General features: G+C 63.7%; 25 protein-coding genes. 12 read left to right on the top strand and 13 right to left on the bottom strand.

The genetic code is table 11. From position 1 onward, the window contains the following. Positions 1-95: 95 nt before the first annotated feature. Positions 96-1,787 (top strand): alkaline phosphatase, encoded by a 1,692-nt coding sequence (locus BLR66_RS18270; RefSeq protein ID WP_093290166.1) that lies wholly within the window; start codon positions 96-98, stop codon positions 1,785-1,787. A 137-nt stretch (positions 1,788-1,924) separates the two neighbouring features. Here the strand turns inward: BLR66_RS18270 and BLR66_RS18265 are convergent, their stop codons facing one another. Continuing rightward, complete coding sequence (locus tag BLR66_RS18265) at positions 1,925-2,356, bottom strand: CopD family protein (RefSeq protein ID WP_093290079.1); 432 nt, start codon at positions 2,354-2,356, stop codon at positions 1,925-1,927. A 167-nt stretch (positions 2,357-2,523) separates the two neighbouring features. Here BLR66_RS18265 and BLR66_RS18260 point away from each other — a divergent pair, with 167 nt between their 5' ends. Together BLR66_RS18260 and phaZ are read left to right on the top strand one after the other, a co-directional pair. After that, positions 2,524-3,117: a class I SAM-dependent DNA methyltransferase gene (locus tag BLR66_RS18260; RefSeq protein ID WP_093290078.1), complete on the top strand. Its 594-nt coding sequence runs from the start codon at positions 2,524-2,526 to the stop codon at positions 3,115-3,117. Positions 3,118-3,283: 166 nt separating this feature from the next. After that, positions 3,284-4,528: a polyhydroxyalkanoate depolymerase gene (gene phaZ, locus BLR66_RS18255; RefSeq protein ID WP_093290165.1), complete on the top strand. Its 1,245-nt coding sequence runs from the start codon at positions 3,284-3,286 to the stop codon at positions 4,526-4,528. 82 nt (positions 4,529-4,610) lie between these two features. On the opposite strand, the gene BLR66_RS18250 is transcribed toward phaZ, so the two are convergent. The 3 genes from BLR66_RS18250 to BLR66_RS18240 all read right to left on the bottom strand — a co-directional run bounded on the left by BLR66_RS18250 (position 4,611) and on the right by BLR66_RS18240 (position 6,230). Beyond that, complete coding sequence (locus BLR66_RS18250; RefSeq protein WP_093290077.1) at positions 4,611-4,829, bottom strand: DUF6289 family protein; 219 nt, start codon at positions 4,827-4,829, stop codon at positions 4,611-4,613. A 133-nt stretch (positions 4,830-4,962) separates the two neighbouring features. Further along, positions 4,963-5,868: a sensor domain-containing protein gene (locus BLR66_RS18245; RefSeq protein ID WP_093290076.1), complete on the bottom strand. Its 906-nt coding sequence runs from the start codon at positions 5,866-5,868 to the stop codon at positions 4,963-4,965. Beyond that, complete coding sequence (locus BLR66_RS18240) at positions 5,865-6,230, bottom strand: PadR family transcriptional regulator (protein WP_093290075.1); 366 nt, start codon at positions 6,228-6,230, stop codon at positions 5,865-5,867. Before BLR66_RS18240 ends, BLR66_RS18245 begins: the two co-directional genes overlap by 4 nt. Before the next feature lie 145 nt (positions 6,231-6,375). Between BLR66_RS18240 and BLR66_RS18235 the strand changes: the two genes are divergently transcribed. The 3 genes from BLR66_RS18235 to BLR66_RS18225 all read left to right on the top strand — a co-directional run bounded on the left by BLR66_RS18235 (position 6,376) and on the right by BLR66_RS18225 (position 9,243). Beyond that, a complete protein-coding gene (locus BLR66_RS18235; RefSeq protein ID WP_093290074.1) occupies positions 6,376-7,302 on the top strand; it encodes a peptidylprolyl isomerase in 927 nt (308 codons plus the stop codon). Positions 7,303-7,479: 177 nt separating this feature from the next. Further along, positions 7,480-7,794: a metalloregulator ArsR/SmtB family transcription factor gene (locus BLR66_RS18230; protein ID WP_093290073.1), complete on the top strand. Its 315-nt coding sequence runs from the start codon at positions 7,480-7,482 to the stop codon at positions 7,792-7,794. 39 nt (positions 7,795-7,833) lie between these two features. Continuing rightward, a complete protein-coding gene (locus BLR66_RS18225) occupies positions 7,834-9,243 on the top strand; it encodes a DUF2867 domain-containing protein (protein ID WP_093290072.1) in 1,410 nt (469 codons plus the stop codon). Between the two features lie 87 nt (positions 9,244-9,330). Here BLR66_RS18225 and BLR66_RS18220 read toward each other — a convergent pair whose 3' ends face one another. Both BLR66_RS18220 and BLR66_RS18215 read right to left on the bottom strand, forming a co-directional pair. Then, positions 9,331-9,555, bottom strand: a complete 225-nt coding sequence (locus BLR66_RS18220) for a cyclase (RefSeq protein WP_093290071.1) — start codon at positions 9,553-9,555, stop codon at positions 9,331-9,333. Continuing rightward, entirely contained in the window at positions 9,552-10,463 is a 912-nt protein-coding gene (locus BLR66_RS18215) for a DMT family transporter (RefSeq protein ID WP_093290070.1), read from the bottom strand. The genes BLR66_RS18220 and BLR66_RS18215 overlap by 4 nt, the downstream gene beginning before the upstream one ends. 113 nt (positions 10,464-10,576) lie before the next feature. On the opposite strand from BLR66_RS18215, the gene BLR66_RS18210 reads away from it, so the two are divergent. Further along, a complete protein-coding gene (locus BLR66_RS18210) occupies positions 10,577-11,503 on the top strand; it encodes a LysR substrate-binding domain-containing protein (RefSeq protein WP_093290069.1) in 927 nt (308 codons plus the stop codon). 36 nt (positions 11,504-11,539) lie between these two features. Here the strand turns inward: BLR66_RS18210 and BLR66_RS18205 are convergent, their stop codons facing one another. Both BLR66_RS18205 and BLR66_RS18200 read right to left on the bottom strand, forming a co-directional pair. Next, positions 11,540-12,460, bottom strand: a complete 921-nt coding sequence (locus tag BLR66_RS18205) for a DUF2785 domain-containing protein (RefSeq protein ID WP_218119680.1) — start codon at positions 12,458-12,460, stop codon at positions 11,540-11,542. Further along, complete coding sequence (locus tag BLR66_RS18200; protein ID WP_093290068.1) at positions 12,457-12,807, bottom strand: GFA family protein; 351 nt, start codon at positions 12,805-12,807, stop codon at positions 12,457-12,459. Before BLR66_RS18200 ends, BLR66_RS18205 begins: the two co-directional genes overlap by 4 nt. 123 nt (positions 12,808-12,930) lie before the next feature. Between BLR66_RS18200 and BLR66_RS18195 the strand changes: the two genes are divergently transcribed. Beyond that, positions 12,931-14,745 (top strand): DUF885 domain-containing protein, encoded by a 1,815-nt coding sequence (locus BLR66_RS18195; protein WP_093290163.1) that lies wholly within the window; start codon positions 12,931-12,933, stop codon positions 14,743-14,745. Positions 14,746-14,891: 146 nt separating this feature from the next. Here the strand turns inward: BLR66_RS18195 and BLR66_RS18190 are convergent, their stop codons facing one another. The 3 genes from BLR66_RS18190 to BLR66_RS18180 form a co-directional block, all read right to left on the bottom strand. After that, positions 14,892-16,727, bottom strand: a complete 1,836-nt coding sequence (locus tag BLR66_RS18190; RefSeq protein ID WP_304442088.1) for an ABC transporter ATP-binding protein — start codon at positions 16,725-16,727, stop codon at positions 14,892-14,894. Between the two features lie 103 nt (positions 16,728-16,830). After that, entirely contained in the window at positions 16,831-17,310 is a 480-nt protein-coding gene (gene rraA, locus BLR66_RS18185; RefSeq protein ID WP_093290067.1) for a ribonuclease E activity regulator RraA, read from the bottom strand. Positions 17,311-17,339: 29 nt separating this feature from the next. Beyond that, on the bottom strand, positions 17,340-18,371 hold the full coding sequence (locus BLR66_RS18180; protein ID WP_255402773.1) for a lipid A deacylase LpxR family protein: 1,032 nt from the start codon (positions 18,369-18,371) through the stop codon (positions 17,340-17,342). A 185-nt stretch (positions 18,372-18,556) separates the two neighbouring features. On the opposite strand from BLR66_RS18180, the gene BLR66_RS18175 reads away from it, so the two are divergent. The 3 genes from BLR66_RS18175 (at position 18,557) to BLR66_RS18165 (ending at position 20,735) form a co-directional block, all read left to right on the top strand. Continuing rightward, positions 18,557-19,366: a helix-turn-helix domain-containing protein gene (locus BLR66_RS18175; protein ID WP_176943961.1), complete on the top strand. Its 810-nt coding sequence runs from the start codon at positions 18,557-18,559 to the stop codon at positions 19,364-19,366. A gap of 77 nt (positions 19,367-19,443) precedes the next feature. Then, positions 19,444-19,872: a VOC family protein gene (locus BLR66_RS18170; RefSeq protein WP_093290064.1), complete on the top strand. Its 429-nt coding sequence runs from the start codon at positions 19,444-19,446 to the stop codon at positions 19,870-19,872. Continuing rightward, entirely contained in the window at positions 19,869-20,735 is an 867-nt protein-coding gene (locus tag BLR66_RS18165) for a DUF72 domain-containing protein (RefSeq protein ID WP_093290063.1), read from the top strand. Before BLR66_RS18170 ends, BLR66_RS18165 begins: the two co-directional genes overlap by 4 nt. A 247-nt stretch (positions 20,736-20,982) precedes the next feature. Here the strand turns inward: BLR66_RS18165 and BLR66_RS18160 are convergent, their stop codons facing one another. Then, positions 20,983-21,372, bottom strand: a complete 390-nt coding sequence (locus tag BLR66_RS18160; RefSeq protein WP_093290062.1) for a TfoX/Sxy family protein — start codon at positions 21,370-21,372, stop codon at positions 20,983-20,985. Between the two features lie 57 nt (positions 21,373-21,429). Between BLR66_RS18160 and BLR66_RS18155 the strand changes: the two genes are divergently transcribed. Next, positions 21,430-22,377 carry a DMT family transporter gene (locus BLR66_RS18155; RefSeq protein WP_093290061.1) on the top strand — a complete coding sequence of 316 codons (948 nt, stop codon included), beginning with the start codon at positions 21,430-21,432 and terminating at the stop codon, positions 22,375-22,377. A gap of 7 nt (positions 22,378-22,384) precedes the next feature. On the opposite strand, the gene BLR66_RS18150 is transcribed toward BLR66_RS18155, so the two are convergent. Beyond that, positions 22,385-23,104: a pseudouridine synthase gene (locus BLR66_RS18150; protein WP_093290060.1), complete on the bottom strand. Its 720-nt coding sequence runs from the start codon at positions 23,102-23,104 to the stop codon at positions 22,385-22,387. Positions 23,105-23,227: the final 123 nt, after the last annotated feature.

The following is a 23,227-nucleotide window of genomic DNA, read 5'->3' as shown; positions in this document are numbered from 1 at the left end:
CCTGCGGCGCGACGGCAGCATTGGAATTGCGCAATGTCATCGGCAGGACACTGTGCCGCGGGCATAATCGCGCATTGCCTTGCATGGAACCCGTGATGCGTCGATTGGCCCCTGCTTTGACTTGCCTTTCCCTAACCCTGCTTACCGCCTGCGCCGCGACAACGCCTGACCGCAGCCAGCCGCCCGCACCCACCGCCATCGAAGTACCTGCCGTCGCGCATCCCGCAGGAGAAACTCCCGCCTGGTGGTACCGCAGCGGCGCAGCGCGCGCGGCGGGCAACGGCGCGATGAAAGGGCGCGCGAAGAACGTGATCCTGTTCCTGGGCGACGGCATGAGCCTGACCACCGTGGCCGCCGCCCGCATCCTGGAAGGCCAACGCAAAGGCGGCCCCGGCGAAGAGAACCAGCTGTCGTGGGAAACCTTTCCCAACACCGCGTTGAGCAAGACCTACAACACCGATTCGCAGACGCCGGACTCGGCCGGCACCATGACCGCGATCACTACCGGCGTGAAGACGCATATGGGCGCTATCGGCGTCACTGCCGGCACGCGCGACGACTGCGCCGACAGCTTGCGCAAATCCGCGCTCACCTGGCTTGAGCTTGCCGACAGCGCCGGCATGGCCACCGGCGTCGTCACTACCACCCGCCTTACTCATGCAACGCCCGCCGCCACCTACGCCCATGCCCCGGAACGCAACTGGGAAAACGACACCGACGTGCCGGCCGAAGCCAAAGCGCATGGTTGCAGGGACATAGCGCAGCAGCTCGTGAGTCCGCACTTCGGAAAGGGCCCCACGGTGGCGCTGGGTGGAGGCCGCGGCGAATACACCACCGTCGAACAACGCGACCCCGAATACGACGACAAGGTCGGCCAACGCCTGGATGGACGCGATCTGGTCGAAGAATGGCGCCATGCCCATCCGCAGGGCGCTTATGTCTGGGACAAGCGCGGACTCGAAGCGGCCGGCGACGCGCCGGCGCTGCTTGGGTTGTTCGAACCCGACCACATGCAGTTCGACCACGACCGCAATAAAGGCCCCGACGGTGAGCCCTCGCTGGCGGAAATGACCAGCGCAGCGATACGCACGCTGTCGCGCAATCCGGACGGTTATGTGCTGATGGTGGAAGGCGGGCGCATAGACCACGCCAACCATTACGGGAATGCGTTCCGTGCGCTGGACGAAACCATTGCGCTTTCCGACGCAGTGAGAGCGGCGGCCGAGGCCACCTCGCCGGAGGACACCTTGATCCTGGTGACCGCGGACCATTCGCATACGCTCAATTTCGTGGGTTATCCGGTACGCGGCAATCCCATCCTGGGCAAGGTCCGCGGCATGGGCGGCGAAGACGATACGCCGGGTGATCTGGCGCGCGACGCGACCGGACAGGTATTCACCACGCTCACCTATGCCAACGGACCCGGAAACACGGGCGCCAGCAATCAGCAGCCGGTCGGCCCCAAAACTTTCCTGCATGCGCCCAGCAATTACGAAGCGCGCGAAGGCAGGCCCGACCTGAGCGCGGTGGACACCGAAGATCCGGACTATCTGCAGGAATCGCTGGTTCCGTTGAAAGCCGAATCGCATGGCGGCGAAGACGTCGGCATCTGGGCGCGCGGCCCCGGCAGCGACGCGGTGCGCGGCACGGTGGAGCAGAACACGATCTATCATTTCATCGTTCAGGCCACACCCCGCTTGCGCGAGCGCCTGTGCGCGGCGAAGACCTGCGATGCCAACGGCGTACCGGTGGAATTGCCGAAGCCCAGCGACTTCGAGAAGAAATAACGCTGCCCGGCGTGTCGTAGGAGCGACGTGAGTCGCGAAGGGCCTCACCGCGAGATCCAACGTGCTCGAACAAGCGGCACCACGATGTGTCGCGTTTTTCAGTCGCGACTCACGTCGCTCCTACGGCGATTCCGGCGTCAGAACGGCTTGGCCAGCACCAGATAAACCACCGCTATCAACAACAGCACCGGCAACTCGTTGAACCACCGCAGCGCTTTGGAAGAAGGCAATGCACGGCCTTTCTCGACGCCCTTCAACCAGCGCCCGGCGACGATGAAATGCGCCAGCATCAGTATCACCAGGGTGAGCTTGGCGTGCAGCCAGCCACCGCTGATGTGGAAGTAGAGCCACAACACCAAGCCCAGAATCAGCGCCAATCCAAACATGTTGTGGCCGAAGCGATACAGCTTCTTCCCCATCAGCAACAAGCGCGCCTGCACCTCCGGCTGACTGGTGGTTTCGGTCAGATTGACCAGGATCCGCGGCAGATAGAACACGGTCGCCATCCAGGCGATCACGAAGACCAGATGTGCGGTCTTGACCCAGAAGTAGAGGCTGGCTTTGTCCACGCTAGCGAACTCGATTGATTGGATGGGCGAACAGGATACTCTGACATCCCTGGCCTCACCTCCAGCCCATCGCTCTCCAGGTCGTCATCCGGCGAAAGCCGGGATGACGGAATTTTCTTGTCTTTCATTTCCTCGGCTTCCTGAATTTCAAATCGGGTTCTTTTCCAATGACCAAGCAATACGACCAAGCCTACTTCCAGCATTGGTACCGCCGCAGCGACATCGGCGGCCCGCAACGGCTGGCGCGCAAAGTCGCGCTGGCGGTGGCTTGCGCCGAGTACTACCTGGAGCGTCCCGTCCGTACCGTGCTGGACATCGGTTGCGGCGAAGGCGCCTGGCGCGCGCCGCTGCTGAAATTGCGGCCGAAGTTGCGCTATCTCGGTTTCGACAGCAGCGAGTTCGCGGTTTCCAAATACGGCCCTCGCCGCAACCTGCATTACGCGCATTTCGGCGATTTCGCCCAGTTGCGTCCCTGTCCGCCGGTGGACCTGCTGATCTGCGCGGACGTGCTGCACTACCTGCCCTCACGCGAACTGCAGCGCGGCCTGCCAGGCTTGGCGGAACTGTGCGGCGGTGTTGCGTTTCTGGAGACTTTCACCCGTGAGGACGAGTTCGAGGGCGACCATGTGGGCTTCCAGCCCCGCACTGCGGGCTGGTACCGCAAACAGTTCGGCGCTCATGGTCTGCAGTCGGTCGGATCGCATTGCTGGCTGTCTCCCGCCCTCGCGGATGAAGCCGCGGCACTGGAAAGGAGCATTTAGCCCGTTCAGAAGCAGGGACAGGCTGAACAGGGATTCATCTGATATCCCGCAAAAGCGTACCTCCCGGCCTTTCCTGCCCACTGCGCGGGCAAGGGAGGAGACCAGCGGCTGTTTACGGTATGCTGCGACGCAGCAACCCGCTACCCGCCGGACTCCGCACCCGATGATGCTCTACCAATGGCATGAACTGAGCCGCAATCTGATGGCTCCCTGGATCCACCAGGCCGAAGCCAACGTCAAGCTCTTCTCCGACCCCAACAGCTGGCTCTCCACCCTGCCCGGCGCCGACCGCATCGCTGCCGGCAACGAGCTGGTGCACCGGCTGGGCAAGGATTACGAGAAGCCGCCGTGGAACATCCACCAGGTGGAAGTCAACGGCGCCAAGGTGCCGGTGGTGGAGCAGGAAATCATCGCCACGCCGTTCTGCCGCCTGCTCCGCTTCAAGCGTTATACCGATGAAGTGAAAAGCATCGCGGCGATGAAGAAGGAACCGGCGGTGCTGGTGGTGGCGCCCTTGTCGGGCCATCACGCCACGCTGCTGCGCGATACCGTGCGCACGCTGTTGCAGGACCACAAGGTCTACGTGACCGAGTGGATCGACGCGCGTCTGGTGCCGACCGAGGAAGGCGAATTCGGCCTGGACGATTACGTGGCCACCATAGAGGATTTCATCCGCCACATCGGTGCCGAAAACCTGCACGTCATCAGCGTTTGCCAGCCCACCGTGCCGGTGCTGGCGGCGGTGTCGCTGATGGCCGCGCGCGGCGAAGCCACGCCGCGTTCGCTGGTGATGATGGGCGGACCCATCGATGCGCGCCACAGCCCCACCCAGGTCAACGATCTGGCCACCAAGAATCCGCTGTCCTGGTTCCGCAACAACGTCATCCACACCGTACCGTCGGCTTATCCCGGCCACGGGCGATCGGTGTACCCGGGCTTTCTGCAGCACGCCGGCTTCATCGCCATGAACCCCAGCCGGCATTTCATGTCGCACTGGGATTTCTACGCCGACCTGGTCAAGGGCGACCTGGACGACGCCGATGCGCATCGCAAGTTCTACGACGAGTACAACGCGGTGCTGGACATGCCGGCCGAGTACTACCTGGATACCATCCGCACCGTATTCCAGGAGTTCCTGCTGCCGCGCGGCAAGTGGAAGGTCAAGGGCGAGCTGGTGAATCCGGCGGCGATCAAGAAGACCGCGCTGATGAGCATCGAAGGCGAGCTGGACGACATCTCCGGCCTGGGCCAGACCGCCGCCGCGCACGACCTGTGCACCGGCATTCCGAAAGCCAAGCACCAGCACATGACGGTGAAAGGCGCCGGCCACTACGGCATCTTCAGCGGCCGCCGCTGGCGCGAAGTGGTTTATCCGGATGTGCGGGACTTCATCGCGAAATACGCTGCGTAGGTCGGCCCTACGCGGCCGACGCATGGGACGCACGGGTTGCCATGGACTACGAATGTCGGGGGCGTAGCCCCGACCTACGGACTCAACTGGCGTCGCGGCAACCCTGGATGAAGACCTTGTTGTCGGTCGCTATGCCCCAGCGGCCGTCCGCGGCTCCGCAACCTTCGGTCCAGGAACCCACCAATGCGCCTTCCTCATCGTAGTACATGAACGTGCCTTGCCAGTTCGCCGAAGCATTGAACGAGGCGAGTGCCAACAAAATCAGTGATAGGGCCGCTGTGAAGTTCCGGGTGCGACGCATGTGCTTTCTCCTTTGAGGGTGCGGACCGTTCCGCACCCAGAAAGTAGGCTTGCCTGCGTGGGGTTTTCGTTAACGCGGGAGCTCGTGATTCTTCCCTGTGACACTGGTCACGATGCGACCGATTACGTGTCCGTCATTCCGATTGCTTCACCAGTAGATGCTTGGCCAGCAGCCCGTGCAGCTTGCCGATGCCGCGCGCCAGATGCAGCGTGGCGAACAGCAGCAGCACGCCAGCCACGCACATCAGCGGCAACAACCAGGGCGCATTGGGTATCACGCTGTAACTGTCGATGGTGAAGGCATAATTTTCACCTGCGAACAAATACCCGATCGGCGCGGCAATGAAGGCCAGCGACACGGTCAGCAACGTCACCGCCACCGTGAAATAAGCCGTGCCCAGCGGCAGCATCAGCAGGAAGTACAGCATCGCCGTCCAGGTGCGTCCGTCGGTGAACATCTCCTTGATGCGTTCCAGCCAGCCCTTGCCGCGCTGCGTGTACAGCGGCCTGCGCGGCATGCGTTCGCCCAGCAGCACTTCCACGATGCGCCCTTCCACCAGCGACAGCACGCGTATCAGGCCCAGGAACAACACCAGCAACGGGATGCCGATGATCAGGATCATCAGCCCGGCCGACAGACTGACGCCGGTCACCACGAAGGTGAAGTAGACGGTGCCGGTGGCCAGCGACAGCAACATGTAGAACAGCGCGCCGTAGGTGTGCGGATCTGCGATGACGCCGAAGAACTTGCCGATGGCCGACTTGCGTTTCTGCGGGGCCGGCGCGCGCAAGGCGCGATTGACCGTCACCTCGGTATCCCGATAGATGTCGGCGACTTCCTCCGGCGCGCCATAGCTGCCGGCGACCGAGGCGATGACCTCGGCTTCGCTCTTGCCGCTTTGTTCGGCGAGTTCGGAACGCAGATATTCCTCTGCGTCGTAGACCGCATCCTGGATCATGGCCGGATCGGCTCCGCGCAACGCGGCGCGCAACTGCTCCAGGTATTCGGGAATCGTGGTGGGTAGGTTTTGAGCGTTCATTCGAGTATCCCCAACAGGACGGAATCTACGGAGTCGCGGGTGGCGCGCCAGGCGCCAATCCATTCGCGCAGGGTGAGCCGCCCTGCTTCGGTGATGCGGTAATAACGGCGCGGCGGACCGGACATGGAAGGCTCGACGAAGCTGTCGAGCAATCCTGCGCCCTCCAGGTTGCGCAGGACCGGATACAGCGCGCTCTGCTTGCCGCTGAGTACGCCTTCCCCCACGCGCTCCAGCTGCTTGGCGATCAGATAGCCGTACATCGGCTCCTCCGCTTTCGACAGCACCGCCAGCAGGGCCAGCGAAACAGTGCCGGCGCTGAGCTCTTTCTGGAACTTCTTCAGTTGGATGTCGGGATCGTTCATGGCCTCCCCTTTCGGCAAGGCCGCTAGGTTGGAGAGAATACTAGTGTTGAGTTAGGTATAGCGAATGTGCCATTAGTCACCGGGCGCTTGGTCATGGGCTTAGAGTCCGGCGAGAATCGGGGCTCACTTTCTTTCGGCTACCCACATGACCCTGCGTCCTGCCCTGCTCGCCTGCGCCATCGCCCTGGTTTCATCGTCGTCGGCGGCTGCGGAACAATCCAAAGCCGAACCGCCCAAGTACAGAAGCGCGCAGGAAATCGTCGATGCCGCGCCTGCCGATGCCTGGCGCACCCTGGATCCGGCCAACACCCTGTATCTCGAACTGGAAACGGGCCGGGTGATCATCGAACTGGCGCCGCAGTTCGCGCCTGAGCACGTGGCCAACATCCGCACGCTGGCCAGCGAACACTTCTGGGACGGGCTGAGCATCTACCGCTCGCAGGACAACTTCGTGGTGCAGTTCGGCGATCCGGACGCAGACGATCCGGCCAAGGCGCGATCGCTGGGAACGGCGAAGAAAAAGTTGCCGGCCGAATTCCATCGCGCCTCCGCCGGTCTGAAGTTCGACCGGCTGCCCGACCCCGACGGCTGGGCGCCGCAGGTCGGCTTCGTCGATGGCTTCCCGGTCGGACGCGACCCCAAAACCGGCCAGACCTGGCTGGCGCATTGCTACGGCGCCCTGGGCGCAGGGCGCAACAACGAAGCGGACAGCAGCGTCGGCGCGGAACTGTACGTCGTCGATGGCCAGTCGCCGCGCCAGCTGGACGACAACATCACCGTGGTGGGCCGCGTGATCCAGGGAATGGAATTGCTGAGCGTGATCCCGCGCGGACCGGCGCCGATGGGTTTCTACGAGAAGCCCGAACTGCGCACCACCATCAAATCGATCAAGCTGGCCAGCGAGCTGCCGGAAGCCGAACGCGTGCCGTTGCAGTTGCTGCGCACCGACAGCAAGACCTTCGTAGAAGCCACCGAAGCCCGCCGCAACCGCCGCGACGATTTCTACAAGCGGCCTGCCGGGCATATCGATCTGTGCAATGTGCCGTTGCCTGTGCGTGCTGCCAAGAAATAATCGCGGCACCAAAAAAAGCCAGCACAGCGGGAAAGCCCCCACGTTGGGGCCGTCATCCCGGCGTTCGCCGGGATGACGTCCGTTGAGAGCACGTCCTTTGAGAGCATGTAGCCAGCTGTTGACAGCCGCTGTGCCACTCGCCTATATTTCACATATACGTTAATTATTTAAATAAACATGGCCGCCGATCGAATCTTCGAAGCCCTCGCTTCCAGCACCCGCCGCCAGATCCTGGCCTATCTGTCCGCGCAGGAACTGACCGCGGGCGAGATCGCCAACCGCTTCGACATGAGCGCTCCGGCCATCTCCAGGCACCTGTCGTTGCTGGACGCGGCCGGACTGGTGGCCAGCGAACGCCGCGGCCAGTTCATCGTCTACCGGCTGGTGGCCGACAACCTGGTCAATACGCTGACCGGTTTCGCCTTCGAAGTCTGCCCCACCGCCGGGCCACTCAAACGCGAGTCGCGCAAGCTGGCCAAGAAGCCCACCTGATCCACGGAAGCAGTCGAATAAACAACGCTCGGAGGCAATATGGTTTCCCATGCAGAAGTAGTGAACACCTTTCCAGGCGCCATCATTCCTTCGCATTGCGGAGGCCTGCCAGTGGAAGTGTCGCTGATCGCGCAGCTCGGCCATGGTTCGGGCAACCAGCTGTTCGCGGCGGCACTGCGGCGGCAACGCGCGCACAAGGACTTCGTCGACCAGCTGGACGAACCGTCCACGCGCCTGGCCGGCACCGATTTCGCCAAAGGCGAGAACACCGCGTTGTTTTCCTTCGCCGTGGGTGCGCAAGGGCACCCTTTCCACCGTCACGCGGGGCATCGCGTATTCACCGCCATATCCGGCAGTGGCGGTGCGCAGCTGCGCTTTTCGACCGCTTCGCAGGAACAGATCGAGAACGACCCGCGCAGTTTCATCAGCGCATTGCGTTACGTGGACATCCCACCGGACTGCCTGTTCACCGTGCGCTTCGGCGGCGGCACCTGGCACCAGTTCGCATCGCGGCGCGACCATGGACGCCACCCGGTGTTCTTCGCGCTGTCCTGCCATACCAACGAACTGGGCGGCGAGCTGTCCGAGGCGACGCGCGAACAGGTGCTGTCGGGCACAGCGGGCATCGCCACGCTGACCGAGCTGTTGCCCGAGGCCGTCAATGAGCTGCTGGCGCGCGAACCCATCGTGCATGCGCAGATCCCCACCACCCGGCTTGCGCTGGATGCCGCGCCCGGCAGCTTGCGGCATGCCGCGCACCGGATCATGCGCTGCTTCGCCGGTCTGTTTCGCGGCGCATGGAGCGCACTGCGCGACGCACCCGGCTTCATCGCAACCGGCAGCCGTCCGTTGCTGATCGAAGAACTGGAGAATCTACCCGGGCAGTCGTTGCTGCAGGATCAGCTTCCTCGGCACGACCACCAGGACATGTTCAGGCTGACGATACGCGGCCAGGGTTTTGCGCGGCTGTCGTCCGCACAGCTGTTGGGGGAAGTGCTTGAAGGCTTTCTGGTGCGGCGCCCGGCCGGCGTCTCCTGGCTGATGCGCGTGCGCAACTTCCTGGTAATGCCGTTGAAACTGCGTACCTCGCCGCTGGGCTGCCCGGTGTCCTCGCTGTTGTCGCAACAGGACGGACCGACCTTCGCCGGCAAGTATCCGGTGCTGGGATCGCGCACCAGCGACGGCGACCAGCGTGCGCAAGTGGTGCTGGGCGCCGACGACCGGCATCTGGTGTTCCGTTCCTGCGTGGGCGTGCACATCGTCAGCGACAGCCAGATCGATTTCACCCTGGGTACGCGAGTGCGCTACAACAACCTGTTCGGGCGCGTGTACATGTCGCTGATCGACCACGTGCACCGCGGCTACATCGCGCCAGCGATGCTGCGCAATGCGGTGTTGAGCGCTTCGCAGCGAGATGCTTTGGCGCAGGATATCGGGGTGTTGGCGTAGTTTGACCCCCGCGTCAAGTACGAGGCGGGCTCTACGTGGCCGACCCAAGGGGTATCAGATCGCGGGCGTCGGGGGCGTAGCCCCGACCTACCGCTTGTGCGCTTCTTCGATAATGCGCTTGTTGAGGATGCGTACCGCGCCGACCATCAACAAGCGCATGTCATCGACGATGTAGTCGGCCAGCTCTGCATCGGAAATATCATCGCCGTCGATATCCAGCCGGAATTGCTGCCCCTGCAAACCGCCGCCATTGCTGAAATCGATTTCGAAATCGAACACCACCCGTTTCTGCGTCGTCGCGACAGCGCTCATTTCCTGGGCGCCGCCCGCTGGCTGACCGCCACGCTGCCCAGGATCAGCAGGCCCGCTGCGATCATGGTCGGCGTCACCGGCTCGTTGAGGAACAGCCAGGCGAAGGCCGCGCCGAACAACGGCACCAGATAGGTCACCACCGCCGTGCGGGTCGGGCCGATGCGCTGGATCAGGCGGTAATACATCAGGAAGGCGAAACCGGTGCACAGCACGCCCAGTGCGATGGCGCTGAACCAGGCCGCTCCTGAAACGGGTTCCGTCGGCCAGTGGGTGGCCGCGAACGGCGCCAGCAACAAGGCCGAGCAACCCAAGGTGCTGCCTGCGGACGCCGCCGGTGGCAGATGCGCCATGTGCCGTCGCACCAGGTTCAAACCCACGCCATACAACAGCGCAGCGGTTGCGCCGGCCACCACGGCCCAGCCCACGCTCAAGCCGGCCACCTTGCTGGTGGCCAGCAACACCACCCCGGCGAAACCCACCAGCAACGCCAGCGCGCGGCGCATGCCGATCTTTTCGCCGAAGAACAGGAAAGCCACCAAGGCGGCGAACAGCACGGTCATCGCATTGCAGATGGCGCCGATCGCCGCAGGCGACCGCTGCGCGGCCCAGGCGAACAGCAGGAAAGGAATCGCGGAATTGATCAGGCCGATCAAGGCCAACTTCGGCCAGATTCCGCGGCTGAAAGCGGCACGGTCGCGCCACAGGAAGGGCAGCATCACCAACGCTCCCAACGCCAGCCGGATATCCACCAGCGCGAACGCGCCGAACGGCTTGGCCGCCACCCGCATGAACAGAAACGAGCCGCCCCAGATGGCGCCCAGCAACAGCAATTCCAGCGGGGTCCGCCAGTCGCGCACGGCCACTATGGGCTCCTGCACGACCGCTACCGCTGCATCATTCGCCGACATCGGACCACTCCCGCTTTGTGTCTGTTGGCTATTTTCCTTGAACCGCACAGGCCCACAAGCGCGTACTATCCGGGCCAGCCACAAATCTGGCTTGTGTCTCAGGAATAGCCCGCATGAATCTGCGCCCCGCCCTGCTGCCCGCCCTTGGCGTCTTCGCCGCCGCCGCGCGCCACCAGAATTTCGCCCATGCCGCCGAAGAGCTGCACCTGACCGCCAGCGCGGTCAGCCACCATGTGCGCAAGCTCGAAGCCAACCTCGGCGTGGTGCTGTTCCAGCGCAACGCCCGCGGGGTGACTTTGACCCCGGAAGGCCGCCAGCTGGCCGATGCCGCTACCGCCGCGATGACCGACATCGCTGCCGTTGCCGCCAACCTGCACCACAGCGGCAGCATCACCTCGCTACGTATTTCCACCCTGCATTCGCTGACTTATTGCTGGCTGCTGCCGCGTCTGCCGCGCTTCTGCGCCGCGCATCCCAATATCCGCATCAATATCGACGCCAACATCGCCTTGACCCGTTTCGACGACGACGGTCCCGACCTGGCCATCCGCCACGGTGCCGGGCAATGGGCAGGCCTGACTTCGCACCACTTGATGGACGACGAACTATTCCCCGTCGCCTCACCAGCGCTGGCAGGCGTCGACAAGATCAGCGAACCGCGCCAGATCGCCGCCCTACCGCTGGTGAGCGACATGGCCCTGCAAGGCTGGCGCGACTGGTTCCGCGCCGCCGGTGTGCGTGGTCTGAACCTGCCGCCCATGCACATCTTCAGCGACAGCACCGACGCCATGCGCGCGGCGGTGTACGGCATCGGCGCAGCCCTGGCGCGCAAGCAGATCGTCATGCCCTACCTGCAACGCTACGAACTGATCCGCCTGCCCGGCCCGGCCCTGAAAGCGCGCTTCGCCTACTACGCGGTCTATCCCACCCATCGCCCGCTCAACCCCGCCGCCGCACTGTTCATCGACTGGATGAAGCAGGAAGCGCTGGACGAACGCACGCCGATGCCGGCGATTCCTGCAGCGTTGCTGGGAAGATGATGCCGTGGGCAACTGCCGTAGGAAAAGCGCGGGTGATCAGGGAATGGTTTTAAGAGCCAGCACCACGGGCCCCTTCAGCGCCTTGATCGGCGCATCGGCCGACTGATCGGCCTCCAGATACACGCTGGTCAGGAACGCGAGCAGATCGTGGCGCCGCGCCAGCCAGGCGGTGTCGGAATAGGCTTTTTCGCGCTCGCCGATGCGTGCCGGCAAGCCCAGGAACCAGGCCGACCAGTCGGCGTCTGCCAGCACGCCGCGCTTGGCGATATAGAGCACCGGCCGTGCGAGCCGGCCCGGTTCGCCGAACACGTAGGCGTGCGCGCTTTCCGGTACCGCCTGGGCGGCGATCGCGGCCAGCATGCTTTCCAGTTGCGGGCGTTCCAATGCGGGATTGAGCGCCAACTGCATCAACCAGTCGCTGCCGTGCGCCACGCCATGGCGCCAACCCTGCGCATTGTCGAATCCGCGATAGTCCTGCACCGATCGCAGATAGGCCGTCGCCTGATCCACCATGCTCACGCGTTCGGCCGGCGTCATCCATGGAGCGATGCGGTCGGTGCGCGCGACTTCGGAGAGCACCAGCGCCGCGAAGGGCCGTGCGAAGCCTTCCGTATCGGGAGCCTGCAACATCGCGTAAAGATCGTCGCGCAATCGCACGCGCGTGTCGGCTTCCAGCCCGTTGCCGCGCAACCAGGCAGTGAGCGCCTCGTAGGCGATGCCGTCGCGCAGCGCGGGGTCCGGACTGGACAGGCAACCGAGCAGCCTTATCGCAAGCGTGTTGCGCGTGGCCGCATCATCGACCTTGAAATCCTGCTGCTTCAACAACTGCAGCGAACCGGCATCGGTACCCTCCGGCGGACAGGCGTCTTCGGCCCGGGCCGAAAGCGGCAACAGCAATGCGAAACCGAGCAGCGCGCGCGGCAGCCAGCGGCCCTGATCGACGCGCCCGGTACTCACAGGCTGGCGCCATCGAATTCGTTCACCTTGAGCGTCTTGAGGTCCACATCCGGCAGGCAGCGCACATTGACCGCGAGCATCTTCGTGCCGGTCTTGGGATTGTCGGCTTCACCGAACAGGGCAACGCCGCAGGCCGCACAGAAGCGATGCTGGATGTGGTGCTTGTTGAAGGTATAGGTGGACAGGTCGGATTCGGGCGTCTTCAGCGTCAGCGCTTCGCGCGGGCCGAACCACAGCAATCCGCCGCGGCGCCGGCACAGAGAGCAGTTGCAGTCGGTGACTTCGTGGATGTCGCCTTCGAGCTCGAAGGCGACTTTGCCGCAATGGCAGCTTCCGGAGTGTTTCATGAGCGTCTTCCCCTCGCTGGTGTGGACGCGAGCATAAGCCATAGGCACATGCATTGGCCGGCAGGATTGCCTATGCTTTTGGCCTTCGTGCGATGCCGCACTGCAACGGGAACCATAGGAATGATGCGCCACAGTCTGCTCGCCCTCGCCCTGCTCTCCTCCCTCGCCGCCTGCCAGAAAGCAGAAGCGCCCGCCGCCGCCCCGGCAGCGACCGAAACGGCCACCGTCGCAACCGACACCGCCCAAGCCGATGCAAAGTTCGCCGATCTGTCCAAACGTGCGCTGGATGGCTGGTTCCAGCTGTCGCCGGTTTTCGCCACCCAGATCGGCGAACACAAATACGACAGCGAGCTGGACGATCTGAGCGCCGCCGGCCGCCAGAAGAGCCTGGACTTCGGCAAGAAGATCCTGGCCGAACTGGATGCGCTGGACGCCAGCAAGCTCTCGCGCGAAAACCAGGTCGACGCGGCGATCCTGCGCAACCAGTTGCAGTACGACATCTGGGGCACCGAAACCCTGCAGAGCTGGGCCTGGGATCCGCAGGTGTACAGCGGCCTGACTGGCGGCGCCATCTACAATCTAATGGCGCGCGAATTCGCTCCGTTGCCCGACCGCATCCGTTCCGCCACGGCCCGCATGGAGAAGATCCCGGCCTTGCTGGCGCAGGCGCGCGAGAACCTGGATCCGGCGCGCGTTCCGAAGATACATGCCGAAACCGTGGCCAAGCAGAACAAGGGCGTACTGAGCATCGTCGGGACGTTCATCACTCCGCACCTGAAGGAACTGCCCGAAGCCGACCGCGTGCGTGCCGAGAAGGCCACCGCCACTCTCGAAAAGGCCATCGCCGAACATCAGCAATGGCTGGACAAGACCCTGGTGCCGAACGCCAAGGGCGATTTCCGCATCGGCGCCAAGCTGTACGACCAGAAGCTGCAGTTCGCGCTGCTGTCCTCGCTGTCGCGCGCCGATATCAAGCAGCGCGCCGAAGGCGAACTCAAGCGCGTACGCGAAGAGATGTACGGCATCGCCCGCACCGTGCTGAAGGACAAGGCCGGCGCGCCGGAGATGCCGGATGCGCCCAGCGACGAGCAGCAGCAGAAGGCGATCGAAGCCGCACTTGAACTGGCCTATGCCGACAAGCCGGCACGCGACAAAGTGGTGGAAGCCGCCGAATCCGCACTGAAATCGGCTACCGACTTCGTCCGCGAGAAGGATCTGGTCACCCTGCCCGACGCCCCGGTCAAGATCATCCTGATGCCGGAATTCCAGCGCGGCGTGTCCGTGGCCTACTGCGATTCACCCGGTCCGCTGGACAAAGGCCTGGATACCTTTTATGCGGTATCGCCCATTCCCGACGAATGGGACGCCAAGCAGGTCGATTCGTTCCTGCGCGAATACAACAACCGCATGATCCACCTGCTCAGCATCCACGAAGGCACGCCGGGTCATTACCTGGAAGGCTGGCATTCGGCCAAGTTCCCCTCGACCCTGCGCGGCGTGCTGCGCTCGGGCATGTTCGCCGAGGGCTGGGCGGTGTACACCGAGAAGATGATGACCGACGCCGGTTACATGGATAACGATCCGCTGTTCCACTTGGTGCAGCTGAAGTTCTACTTGCGCGCGATCTCCAACGCGATCCTGGACCAGGGCGTGCATGTGGATAACTGGACCAAGGAACAGGCCATGGACCTGATGGTCCGCCAGACCTTCCAGCAGGAGCGCGAGGCCGATGGGAAGTGGAAACGCGTGCAGCTGACCTCGGCGCAGTTGCCCACCTACTTCGTCGGCGTACAGGAGCACTTCGACACCCGCAAGGCGGTGGAAGCCAAGCTGGGCAACAAGTTCAACCTGAAGGCCTACAACGACCAGATCCTGTCGTATGGCGCGCCGCCGGTGCGCTTCGCGCGTGAGCTGATGCTGGATCAGCCGATCCAGTAACGCTTTTCCCTTCTCCCACCGGGAGAAGGTGGCGCGCAGCGACGGATGAGGGCATGAGAATGACGTGCTAGCAAAAGATTGCTAGCACCGATTTTCCATTCCCTCATCCGCCCTTCGGGCACCTTCTCCCGGTGGGAGAAGGAACATCACACGTCGGCCGCGACAAACCCACCCGTCTGCCGCTTCCACAACCGAGCATAGAGGCCATCGCGCGCGATCAGCTCCGCATGCGTGCCGGTCTCCACCACTTCGCCACGATCCATCACCACCAGCCGGTCCATGCGCGCGATGGTGGACAGGCGGTGGGCGATGGCGATCACCGTCTTGCCTTCCATCAGCGTATCCAGGCTGTCCTGGATGGCCGCTTCCACTTCCGAATCCAGCGCGGAAGTCGCCTCGTCCAGCACCAGGATCGGCGCGTCCTTCAGCAGCACGCGCGCGATGGCGATGCGCTGGCGCTGGCCGCCGGAAAGCTTCACTCCGCGTTCGCCCACCTGCGCGTCGTAGCCGCGCCGCCCTTCGCCATCCACCAGATCGGCGATGAAGCCATCGGCGCGCGCGCTGCGCACCGCGGCGACCATCTCCTCCTCGCTCGCGTCCGGGCGTCCGTACAGCAGGTTCTCGCGGATGGAACGATGCAGCAATGAAGTGTCCTGGGTGACCACCCCGATCTGCCCGCGCAGGCTTTCCTGGCTGACCGTGGCGATGTCCTGCCCATCGATGAGGATGCGTCCGGATTCCAGGTCGTACAGGCGCAGCAGCACGTTCACCAGGGTCGATTTGCCTGCGCCCGACGGACCGATCAGGCCGATCTTCTCGCCCGGCCGCACGTGCAGATTCAATCCGGCGATCACGCCGCCCCGCTTGCCGTAATGGAAGTGGATGTCCTTGAACTCCACCTCGCCGTGCGTGATCGCCAGCCTGCCCGCCTCGGGCGAGTCCATGACGGCATTGGGCTTGGCGACGGTCTCCATGCCGTCCTGCACCGTGCCGATGTCCTCGAAGATGCCGTTCACCACCCACATGATCCAGCCGGACATGTTCTCGATGCGGATCACCAGACCGGTGGATAGCGCGATATCGCCCACCGTGATCAGGCCCTTCTGCCACAGCCACAATCCCAGGCCCGCTGTGATCACCACCAGTAGCCCGTTGAGCACTGTCAACGTCACGTCCATGCCGGTGGTCATGCGGGTCATGGCGCGCACCTTGGCCACGTTTTCCTGCACGGCCTCGGCCACGTAGGCGTCTTCCTGCCGCGTGTGCGCGAACAGTTTCAGCGTGGAGATATTGGTGTAGCCGTCGACGATACGGCCCATCAGCTGCGAACGCGCCTCCGAGGCTTTCCACGAACGCTCCTTCACCCGCGGCACGAAGAACGCCAGCGCGCCGATGTACAGGAACACCCAGACGATCAGGGGCAGGGTCAGCCGCCAGTCCGCCTGCGCGAACAGGATCAGCGCACTGCCGGTGTAGACACTGACGTACCACAGCGCATCGACGATCTGCACCGCCGATTCGCGCAACGATGCGCCGGTCTGCATGATGCGGTTGGCGATGCGGCCGGCGTAGTCGTTCTGGAAGAACGAAAGGCTTTGCCGCACCACGTATTGGTGCTGCTGCCAGCGGATACGCGCGGTCAGGCCAGGCGTGACCGCCTGGTGCATCAGCAGGTCGCTCAGCCCGATCAGCACCGGTCTGGCGATCAGCGCGACGAACGCCATGAACAGGAGCTCGCGGCCATGGCGGGCGAAGAAATCGGGCGCAGGCACGTCCTTGGTCAGATCCACCAGCCTGCCGAGGAAATCGAACAGCGCCACTTCCACCAGCGCCACCACGAAGCCGAGCGCGCACATCACCCCCAGCACCGGCCACGCCTGGCGCAGGTAATGCACGTAGAAACGCCACACCCCGCGCGGCGGCATGCGCAGGTCCGGTTTCCCGAACACATCGATCAGCGATTCGAACCAGCGGAAGATCATGCGCGCATTATCACGTAGGAGCTGCGTAAGCTGCGACCCATGGACCGTCATACTTGCAAAAGCATGCGCAATACCGAATATCCAGTCGCAGCTTACGCAGCTCCTACAAGAGCAGATCCCTTTCGGCCACGATCACGCCGTTGCCATCGGCGTACAACCACTGCCCCGGCAGGAACTCGACGCCGGCGAAGGCCACCGCCACATCCACCCCGCCCACCCCCATCTTCTCGGTCTTGACCGGACACGCGGCCAGCGCCTTTACGCCCAGCGGCAGTTTCGCCAGCGCCTCCACGTCGCGCACGCAGCCGTTGATGAGCAAACCGCCCCAGCCGTTGGCCACGGCCCTTTCCGCCAGCATGTCGCCCAGCAGCGAGCGCCGTAGCGAACCGCCGCCCTGCACCACCAGCACCTTGCCGCGCCCGTCGGTGGCGACCAGATCGCGCACCCGCGAGTTGTCCTCGAAGCAGTCGATGGTGACGATGCGTCCACAGAACGCCGGGATGCCTCCGTAGTCGCGGAAAACCGGATCGGCGACGGCGGCTTCGGGATAGTTGTCGCACAGATCGGGCGTGGTCCAGCTCATGGCGATTCCGGAGACGGGTTCAACGCATTCTAGAACGCCCGGCTGATGGTGAAACTGCCGAATACCGGCGCCTCCACCTGTCCTTCGAATTCGCGGCTGCGGTTGTAGCGGGCCAATGCGAACTTCCAGCGCCCCTTGGTGAGCGCGAAGCCGTAGCCCACCTCGCCCACCAGCGCCTTCTTGTCCACGCTGTGACTGTGCTTGAAGGTGTTGCCGTCCAGGGTGATGTCGTACAGCACCCAGCGCGCATCGAAGGTCAGAAACATATGGATGCCGAACGGGCCGCCTACGTGCCGGCTGGGCGTGGGCGCGGTATTTTCGCCGGCCGGACGCAGCGGCGTGCTGCCGAAATCGTCGGGCAGATGGCGTCCGAAGCGCAATTCCGCACCTGCATTGGCGTAGGTGGCCAGGTTGCCCAGACTGCCGCCATAGTGGGTGATGGCATCCCAGCCCCAAACCCCATTGTCGGGCGAGAAACGGCGCATGCGCTCGTGCACCAGGCGGACCACCGGTTCGTCACGGAGCTGATTGTCCCAACCTTCGAACCGCGGATCGCCAAGGATGCGGTGCACCTCGTTCTGCACCTGCTCGCCCAGGGCCGAAGGACCCACGATGCCGAACTGCAACTGGGTGGTACGCAGGTGGTCGCCGTTGCGGGCGTTGTAGCCCAGGCCGACCAGCAAAGCCGCGGCATAGGGCCGGTCTTCCACGACCAGGTCGCTACGGGTGTAATCGGTCGGGGTGAAAATGCCGTGGGCGAAGGTCACCACCATGTTCTGCTGCTCGAAGCCTTCCGGCGTCAGCGCATCCAGATGGCGATTCAACCAGCGCGCCAGGCGCGGCAGGCAGGGATCGTCGGTGTAGTCGACCAGATTGGGCGACACCAGGGTCAGCTGCACGCCATTGCTGTAGCCCTGGTCCTGCTTGCCGAACAGGTCGTTGTCGATACGGAAATTGACCGTGGGCGGCAAGTCGGTGCGTTTCTCGCATGTCTCTGCGTCGGCCGCCAGCGCGTTGCCGCAGGCGAGCGCAGCCAGGAACAGCCATCCTGTTCTCAGCATCGGATTTTCCATGGGGTTTTGTGGGGGTGCCGCCTAAGATGTAGATGCGCGCGGCTAAAAACAATGTGAAGAGCCCCGTTTTTCCCCGTTTCCGCATGTGGGATCGCAAGCTCTGCGACCTGGGTCACTCAAGATGGCAACGGCCGGTAGCCTGGACTATCCTGCCGAAACCAAGGGAGAAACCCGTGCAGTTCCTGTCGCTGGTCCCGCAAGCGCCGCTCAACCTCCTGGTCGAGATGATCTGGGATTGGGAAGCTGCGTTCCAATCGCACCGCCTGGAACGGGTGCTGCCGGTCGCCAATGCCGGGCTCATCATCAATCTGGCCGAGGACCAGACCCGCGTCTACGACGAGCAATACCGCTGCACCCGCTTCAGCGGATCGACGCTCGACGGTCCCCGCACCCGCAGCAGCATCATCGACAGCGAAGAGCAGGTCGCGGTCATGGGCGTGGTGTTCCGCCCCGGCGGCGCAGCGATGTTCTTCCGCGAAAGGATGGACCGGCTGGCCAACGACAGCGTCGATCTGCAGGACCTTGCCGGCAACGACGTCCCACTGCTACGCGAGCGGCTGCTGGAAGCCGATGGCCCGCGCAACCGATTGGCGTTGCTCATGCGATGGCTGGAAAAACGCTCAGCGCTGGCCGTACCGAACCATCCCATTCTGCACGTGCTGGCTGTTCTGGATTCGGATCCGCGCATCGGCGCGTTGACTGCCGCCGCGCATGATCGTGGCTGCTCGCCGCGCCAATTGGGAGAACGCTTCCGCCAGCAGGTCGGCATCACTCCCAAGCGCTACCTGCGCCTCAGGCGTTTCCATCAGGTCGTCGCGGCCACCGAAAACCGCGACCGCATCGACTGGGCCGGCCTGTCGCTGGATTGCGGCTATCACGACCAGGCCCACATGAGCCACGAATTCCGTGAATTCTCGGGGCTCAGCCCTGCCGCCTTCAGCCGTCAGCGCGATGCCTTCAACGGCCATATCGCCTTACGGTAAACCCCCGCGGAAATCTACAAGACCCGCGCCGCAGAACGACCCAGGATGCACGCACGCCCATGCCAGGAGCCAATCCCATGACGCTTGCCGCCGACACCACCAGCACCATCATTCCCTGCCTGCGTTACCGGGATGCGCACGCCGCCATCGACTGGCTGTGCAAGGCCTTCGGCTTCAGCAGGAATGCGGTCTACGCCGACGGCGACACCGTGCATCACGCACAGCTGACCTTCGGCAACGGCATGATCATGCTGGGGTCGGCCGACAACGTCAGCGAATGGGGAAAGCAAATCGTGCAGCCACAAGACATCGGCCTGCGCGAAACCCAGAGCCCCTGCGTGATCGTCACCGACGCCGATGCGCACTACGCGCAGGCCAAGGCTGCTGGCGCAGCCATCGTCATGGAGATCGCCGACCAGGCTTACGGCGGACGCGGTTATTCTTGCCGCGACCCGGAAGGACATCTCTGGTGGTTCGGCAGTTACGATCCCTGGAAGGCAGAATGAGCCCACGCAAAGACAAACCCACGTCCGATCTTTTTTCTTCCCCGCCGCCGCCGATGCCGTCGCGCATCCGCGTCGGCATCGGCGGCTGGACTTACGCGCCGTGGCGCGGCGGCATGTTCTATCCGGCGGGGCTGGTGCAGCGGCGCGAGCTGGAATACGCCAGCAGGCAGCTGAATTCCATCGAGGTCAACGGCACCTATTACGGCGTCCAAAAGCCTGCCACCTACGCCAAATGGCGCGATGAAACGCCGGAGGGCTTCGTGTTCTCGGCCAAAGCGCCGCAGCGGATCATGGAATCGAAGGCGCTGTCGAAAACCGGCCACCAGATCGAGGATTTCATCGGCGGGATCGTCGAACTCGGCGACAAGCTGGGGCCGCTGGTCTGGCAGTTCGACAAAGGCAAACGCATCGATGCCGAGGAGTTCAAGGCCTTCGTCGGATTGCTGCCCGCCGAATATTCCGGGCGCAAGCTGCGGCACGTGCTGGACGTACGCGATCCGGCGTTCGTGGACAAGGATTATCTGGCGCTGGCACGCGAACACGGCCTGGCGACGGTATTCACCGACTCGGAAGAGCATCCCTCCTTCGCCGATCTCACCGCCGATTTCGTCTATGCGCGGCTGATGCGCTCGCAAGCCGGGATCGTGACCGGCTACCCGGGCGCCGCGCTCGACCAATGGGCCGAGCGCGCCATGCGCTGGTCGCAAGGCGACGATCCGGCGGATCTTCCGCATATAGAAACTAGCGCCGCAGCAAAACGCCCGCGCGAAGTCTTTCTCTATTTCATCAGCAGCGCCAAAGAGCGGAATCCCGCCGCTGCGATAGCTTTGCTCGAACGCCTGGGCGCAATCGCCTCGCGGTAACGACAATTGATCCCGTTCGTGGCGAGCCTGCCGAACCGGCTCGTGGATTAACCCGCCGAACCGTTCGTGGTGAGCCTGTCGAACCACGCTTTTCGCGATGAAGCGACGTGTCGCAAGCGCGGGCTTGTGGCAAAGGCGTGGTTCGACAGGCTCACCACGAACGGAGCTCAGTGTTTCTTGCGTGTCTACAGTCCTGGTTGTACTTCTTCCGCAATTCGATAAAACAGAAATGTATCGAATCGACTAGTCATTCGACTTTTTTCGCTGTCTTCTTCGCGCCTTTCTTCGCCGCTTTCTTCAGAGGCTTCTTTTCGGAGTTCTTCCGCACCGCAGCCTCATAGGCCAACCTCGCCCAAGGGCGCATCGCCTGCGAAGACTCCATCGCCTCGGCGGGCGGCAACCAGTAGCTCATCGTCACCGGCTTGCCCTTGCCCTGGTAGACGAAAGGATGCCCGCCCGCCTGCTCGAAAGCTTCGACGGTGGCCGCATCGGTCTTGAGGAAAAGCTCATCGCCGATCACCAACCCGATGATCAGGCCATCGTGGTACAGACCCTGCCCACCAAACATCTTGCGCAAGGTGACCGGTCCCAGTTCCGAAAAAAGATCGCGCAGGTAACTGGTGAAAGACTCGCTCATGGCCGTATTCGCAACCTCGTATCGCCAGCGCGTGCCGGCATCGGCGACAATGGTCGCATGCCTTTATCGCCTACCGCCAAAGCCCAGCTGCAGATCCACTTCTGCGTGCTGCTATGGGGCTTCACCGCCATCCTGGGAAAAATGATCACCCTGCCCGCGTTGCCGCTGGTGTGGTGGCGGATGCTGCTGGTGGTGGCCGCGCTGGCCGTGTTGCCTACGGTATGGCGCGGGCTCCGGGCCATGCCGCTGCGCACCCTGCTTGCGTATTCCGGCATCGGCGCATTGGTGGCGCTGCATTGGCTGACTTTCTACGGTGCAGTGAAGCTGGCCAATGCTTCGGTGGCCGCAACCTGCATCGCGCTGGCGCCCGCCTTCACCTCGGTGATCGAGCCCTGGCTGACGCGCAGGCCGTTTTCCATGCGCGAACTCGCCTTCGGCCTGGCTGTTTTGCCCGGCGTGGCGCTGGTGGTCGGCGGCGTGCCCGACGGCATGCGCATGGGCATCGCCGTGGGAGCGTTGTCCGCGTTGCTGGTCGCGGTCTTCGGTTCGCTCAACAAGCACATGGTCGATGGAGGCGATCCGCTGACCGTGACCGGCGTGGAGCTGGGTGCGGGCACGCTGCTGCTGACCTTGCTGGCGCCGCTGATGCCCATGCTGTTTCCCGCCTTCGCCGGCGACCTGCTGGTGATTCCCAGCCCGCACGACGGCCTGTTGCTGCTGGCGCTGTCGCTGGTCTGCACGCTGCTGCCCTTCGCCTTGTCGCTGGTCGCTCTGCGCCACCTCAGCGCGTACGCAGTGCAACTGGTCACCAACCTGGAGCCGGTCTACGCCATCCTCCTGGCCATCGTGCTGCTGGGCGAACAGCGCGAACTCACGCCGCTGTTCTATCTGGGCGTGGCGATCATCCTGGTGGCCGTGTTCCTGCATCCGCTGCTGGACCGCAACAAGCGCGTCCAGCATCCCGAGGTGATCGGCATCTCCGAGGCCAAAGGCATCGTCGAGTGAACGCCTCTCACCACTCGGTGCGCTGAGGCAGCAGTCCCCGCAATTCTATCTCGGTGAGATTGCGCCACTGGCCGGGCTTCAACGCGCCCAGTTTGAGGTTGTCGATGCGCACCCGGCGCAATTGCTTGACCCGGTAGTCGAACGCCGCCGACATCAGGCGGATCTGCCGGTTGAGACCTTGGGTCAGCACGACGCGGAAACCGAACTTGGCCAGCTTGGCGGTCTTGCACGGCAGCGTGGTCTGGTTGTGCACGCGCACGCCGCGCGCCATACCGCGCAGGAATTCATCGGTGACCGGCTTGTTCACCGCCACGTGGTATTCCTTCTCGTGCTTGTTCTCGGCGCGCAGGATCTCGTTGACGATGTCGCCGTTGCTGGTCAGCAGGATCAGGCCCTCGGAATCCTTGTCCAGGCGGCCGATCGGGAAAATGCGTTCCTGGTGATCGATGAAGTCGATGATGTTGCCTTCCACCGCCTGCTCGGTAGTGCAGGTGATGCCCACCGGCTTGTTCAACATGATGTACACGTGCTTGCGGCCGCCAGCTTTTTTCTGGCGTGCGCGCAGCTCCTGTCCGTCCACCTTGACCTCATCGCCCTCGCCCACCACCGCACCCATGCCCGCGGGCATGCCGTTGACGGTGACGCGGCGGTCGGCGATCAGCCGGTCTGCTTCGCGGCGCGAGCAGAAGCCGGTTTCGGCGATGTGTTTGTTGAGGCGGGTGGTCATGGATGAAATTCGCAGTTAGCGCTGGCAAATAGGGTCCGTCATTCCCGCGAAGGCGGGAACCCAGTGACTTCCGCTTTAAGCTTACGAGTAAAAGGCAAAAGCAAAGTCGCTGGGTCCCCGCCT

Origin of the sequence: Pseudoxanthomonas sp. CF125, assembly GCF_900104085.1 — a bacterium.
Classification (GTDB): Bacteria; Pseudomonadota; Gammaproteobacteria; order Xanthomonadales; family Xanthomonadaceae; genus Pseudoxanthomonas_A.
This window is presented reverse-complemented; position numbering and strand designations above follow the sequence as displayed.

What these genes read in the sequence shown, in the direction of transcription:
- BLR66_RS18270 (WP_093290166.1), top strand. Translation starts at nt 96, where the DNA reads ATGCGTCGATTGGCCCCTGCTTTGACTTGCCTTTCCCTAACCCTGCTT.
- BLR66_RS18260 (WP_093290078.1), top strand. Translation starts at nt 2,524, where the DNA reads ATGACCAAGCAATACGACCAAGCCTACTTCCAGCATTGGTACCGCCGC.
- phaZ (WP_093290165.1), top strand. Translation starts at nt 3,284, where the DNA reads ATGCTCTACCAATGGCATGAACTGAGCCGCAATCTGATGGCTCCCTGG.
- BLR66_RS18250 (WP_093290077.1), bottom strand. Translation starts at nt 4,829, where the DNA reads ATGCGTCGCACCCGGAACTTCACAGCGGCCCTATCACTGATTTTGTTG.
- BLR66_RS18245 (WP_093290076.1), bottom strand. Translation starts at nt 5,868, where the DNA reads ATGAACGCTCAAAACCTACCCACCACGATTCCCGAATACCTGGAGCAG.
- BLR66_RS18240 (WP_093290075.1), bottom strand. Translation starts at nt 6,230, where the DNA reads ATGAACGATCCCGACATCCAACTGAAGAAGTTCCAGAAAGAGCTCAGC.
- BLR66_RS18235 (WP_093290074.1), top strand. Translation starts at nt 6,376, where the DNA reads ATGACCCTGCGTCCTGCCCTGCTCGCCTGCGCCATCGCCCTGGTTTCA.
- BLR66_RS18230 (WP_093290073.1), top strand. Translation starts at nt 7,480, where the DNA reads ATGGCCGCCGATCGAATCTTCGAAGCCCTCGCTTCCAGCACCCGCCGC.
- BLR66_RS18225 (WP_093290072.1), top strand. Translation starts at nt 7,834, where the DNA reads ATGGTTTCCCATGCAGAAGTAGTGAACACCTTTCCAGGCGCCATCATT.
- BLR66_RS18220 (WP_093290071.1), bottom strand. Translation starts at nt 9,555, where the DNA reads ATGAGCGCTGTCGCGACGACGCAGAAACGGGTGGTGTTCGATTTCGAA.
- BLR66_RS18215 (WP_093290070.1), bottom strand. Translation starts at nt 10,463, where the DNA reads ATGTCGGCGAATGATGCAGCGGTAGCGGTCGTGCAGGAGCCCATAGTG.
- BLR66_RS18210 (WP_093290069.1), top strand. Translation starts at nt 10,577, where the DNA reads ATGAATCTGCGCCCCGCCCTGCTGCCCGCCCTTGGCGTCTTCGCCGCC.
- BLR66_RS18200 (WP_093290068.1), bottom strand. Translation starts at nt 12,807, where the DNA reads ATGAAACACTCCGGAAGCTGCCATTGCGGCAAAGTCGCCTTCGAGCTC.
- BLR66_RS18195 (WP_093290163.1), top strand. Translation starts at nt 12,931, where the DNA reads ATGCGCCACAGTCTGCTCGCCCTCGCCCTGCTCTCCTCCCTCGCCGCC.
- BLR66_RS18190 (WP_304442088.1), bottom strand. Translation starts at nt 16,727, where the DNA reads ATGATCTTCCGCTGGTTCGAATCGCTGATCGATGTGTTCGGGAAACCG.
- rraA (WP_093290067.1), bottom strand. Translation starts at nt 17,310, where the DNA reads ATGAGCTGGACCACGCCCGATCTGTGCGACAACTATCCCGAAGCCGCC.
- BLR66_RS18180 (WP_255402773.1), bottom strand. Translation starts at nt 18,371, where the DNA reads ATGCTGAGAACAGGATGGCTGTTCCTGGCTGCGCTCGCCTGCGGCAAC.
- BLR66_RS18170 (WP_093290064.1), top strand. Translation starts at nt 19,444, where the DNA reads ATGACGCTTGCCGCCGACACCACCAGCACCATCATTCCCTGCCTGCGT.
- BLR66_RS18165 (WP_093290063.1), top strand. Translation starts at nt 19,869, where the DNA reads ATGAGCCCACGCAAAGACAAACCCACGTCCGATCTTTTTTCTTCCCCG.
- BLR66_RS18160 (WP_093290062.1), bottom strand. Translation starts at nt 21,372, where the DNA reads ATGAGCGAGTCTTTCACCAGTTACCTGCGCGATCTTTTTTCGGAACTG.
- BLR66_RS18155 (WP_093290061.1), top strand. Translation starts at nt 21,430, where the DNA reads ATGCCTTTATCGCCTACCGCCAAAGCCCAGCTGCAGATCCACTTCTGC.
- BLR66_RS18150 (WP_093290060.1), bottom strand. Translation starts at nt 23,104, where the DNA reads ATGACCACCCGCCTCAACAAACACATCGCCGAAACCGGCTTCTGCTCG.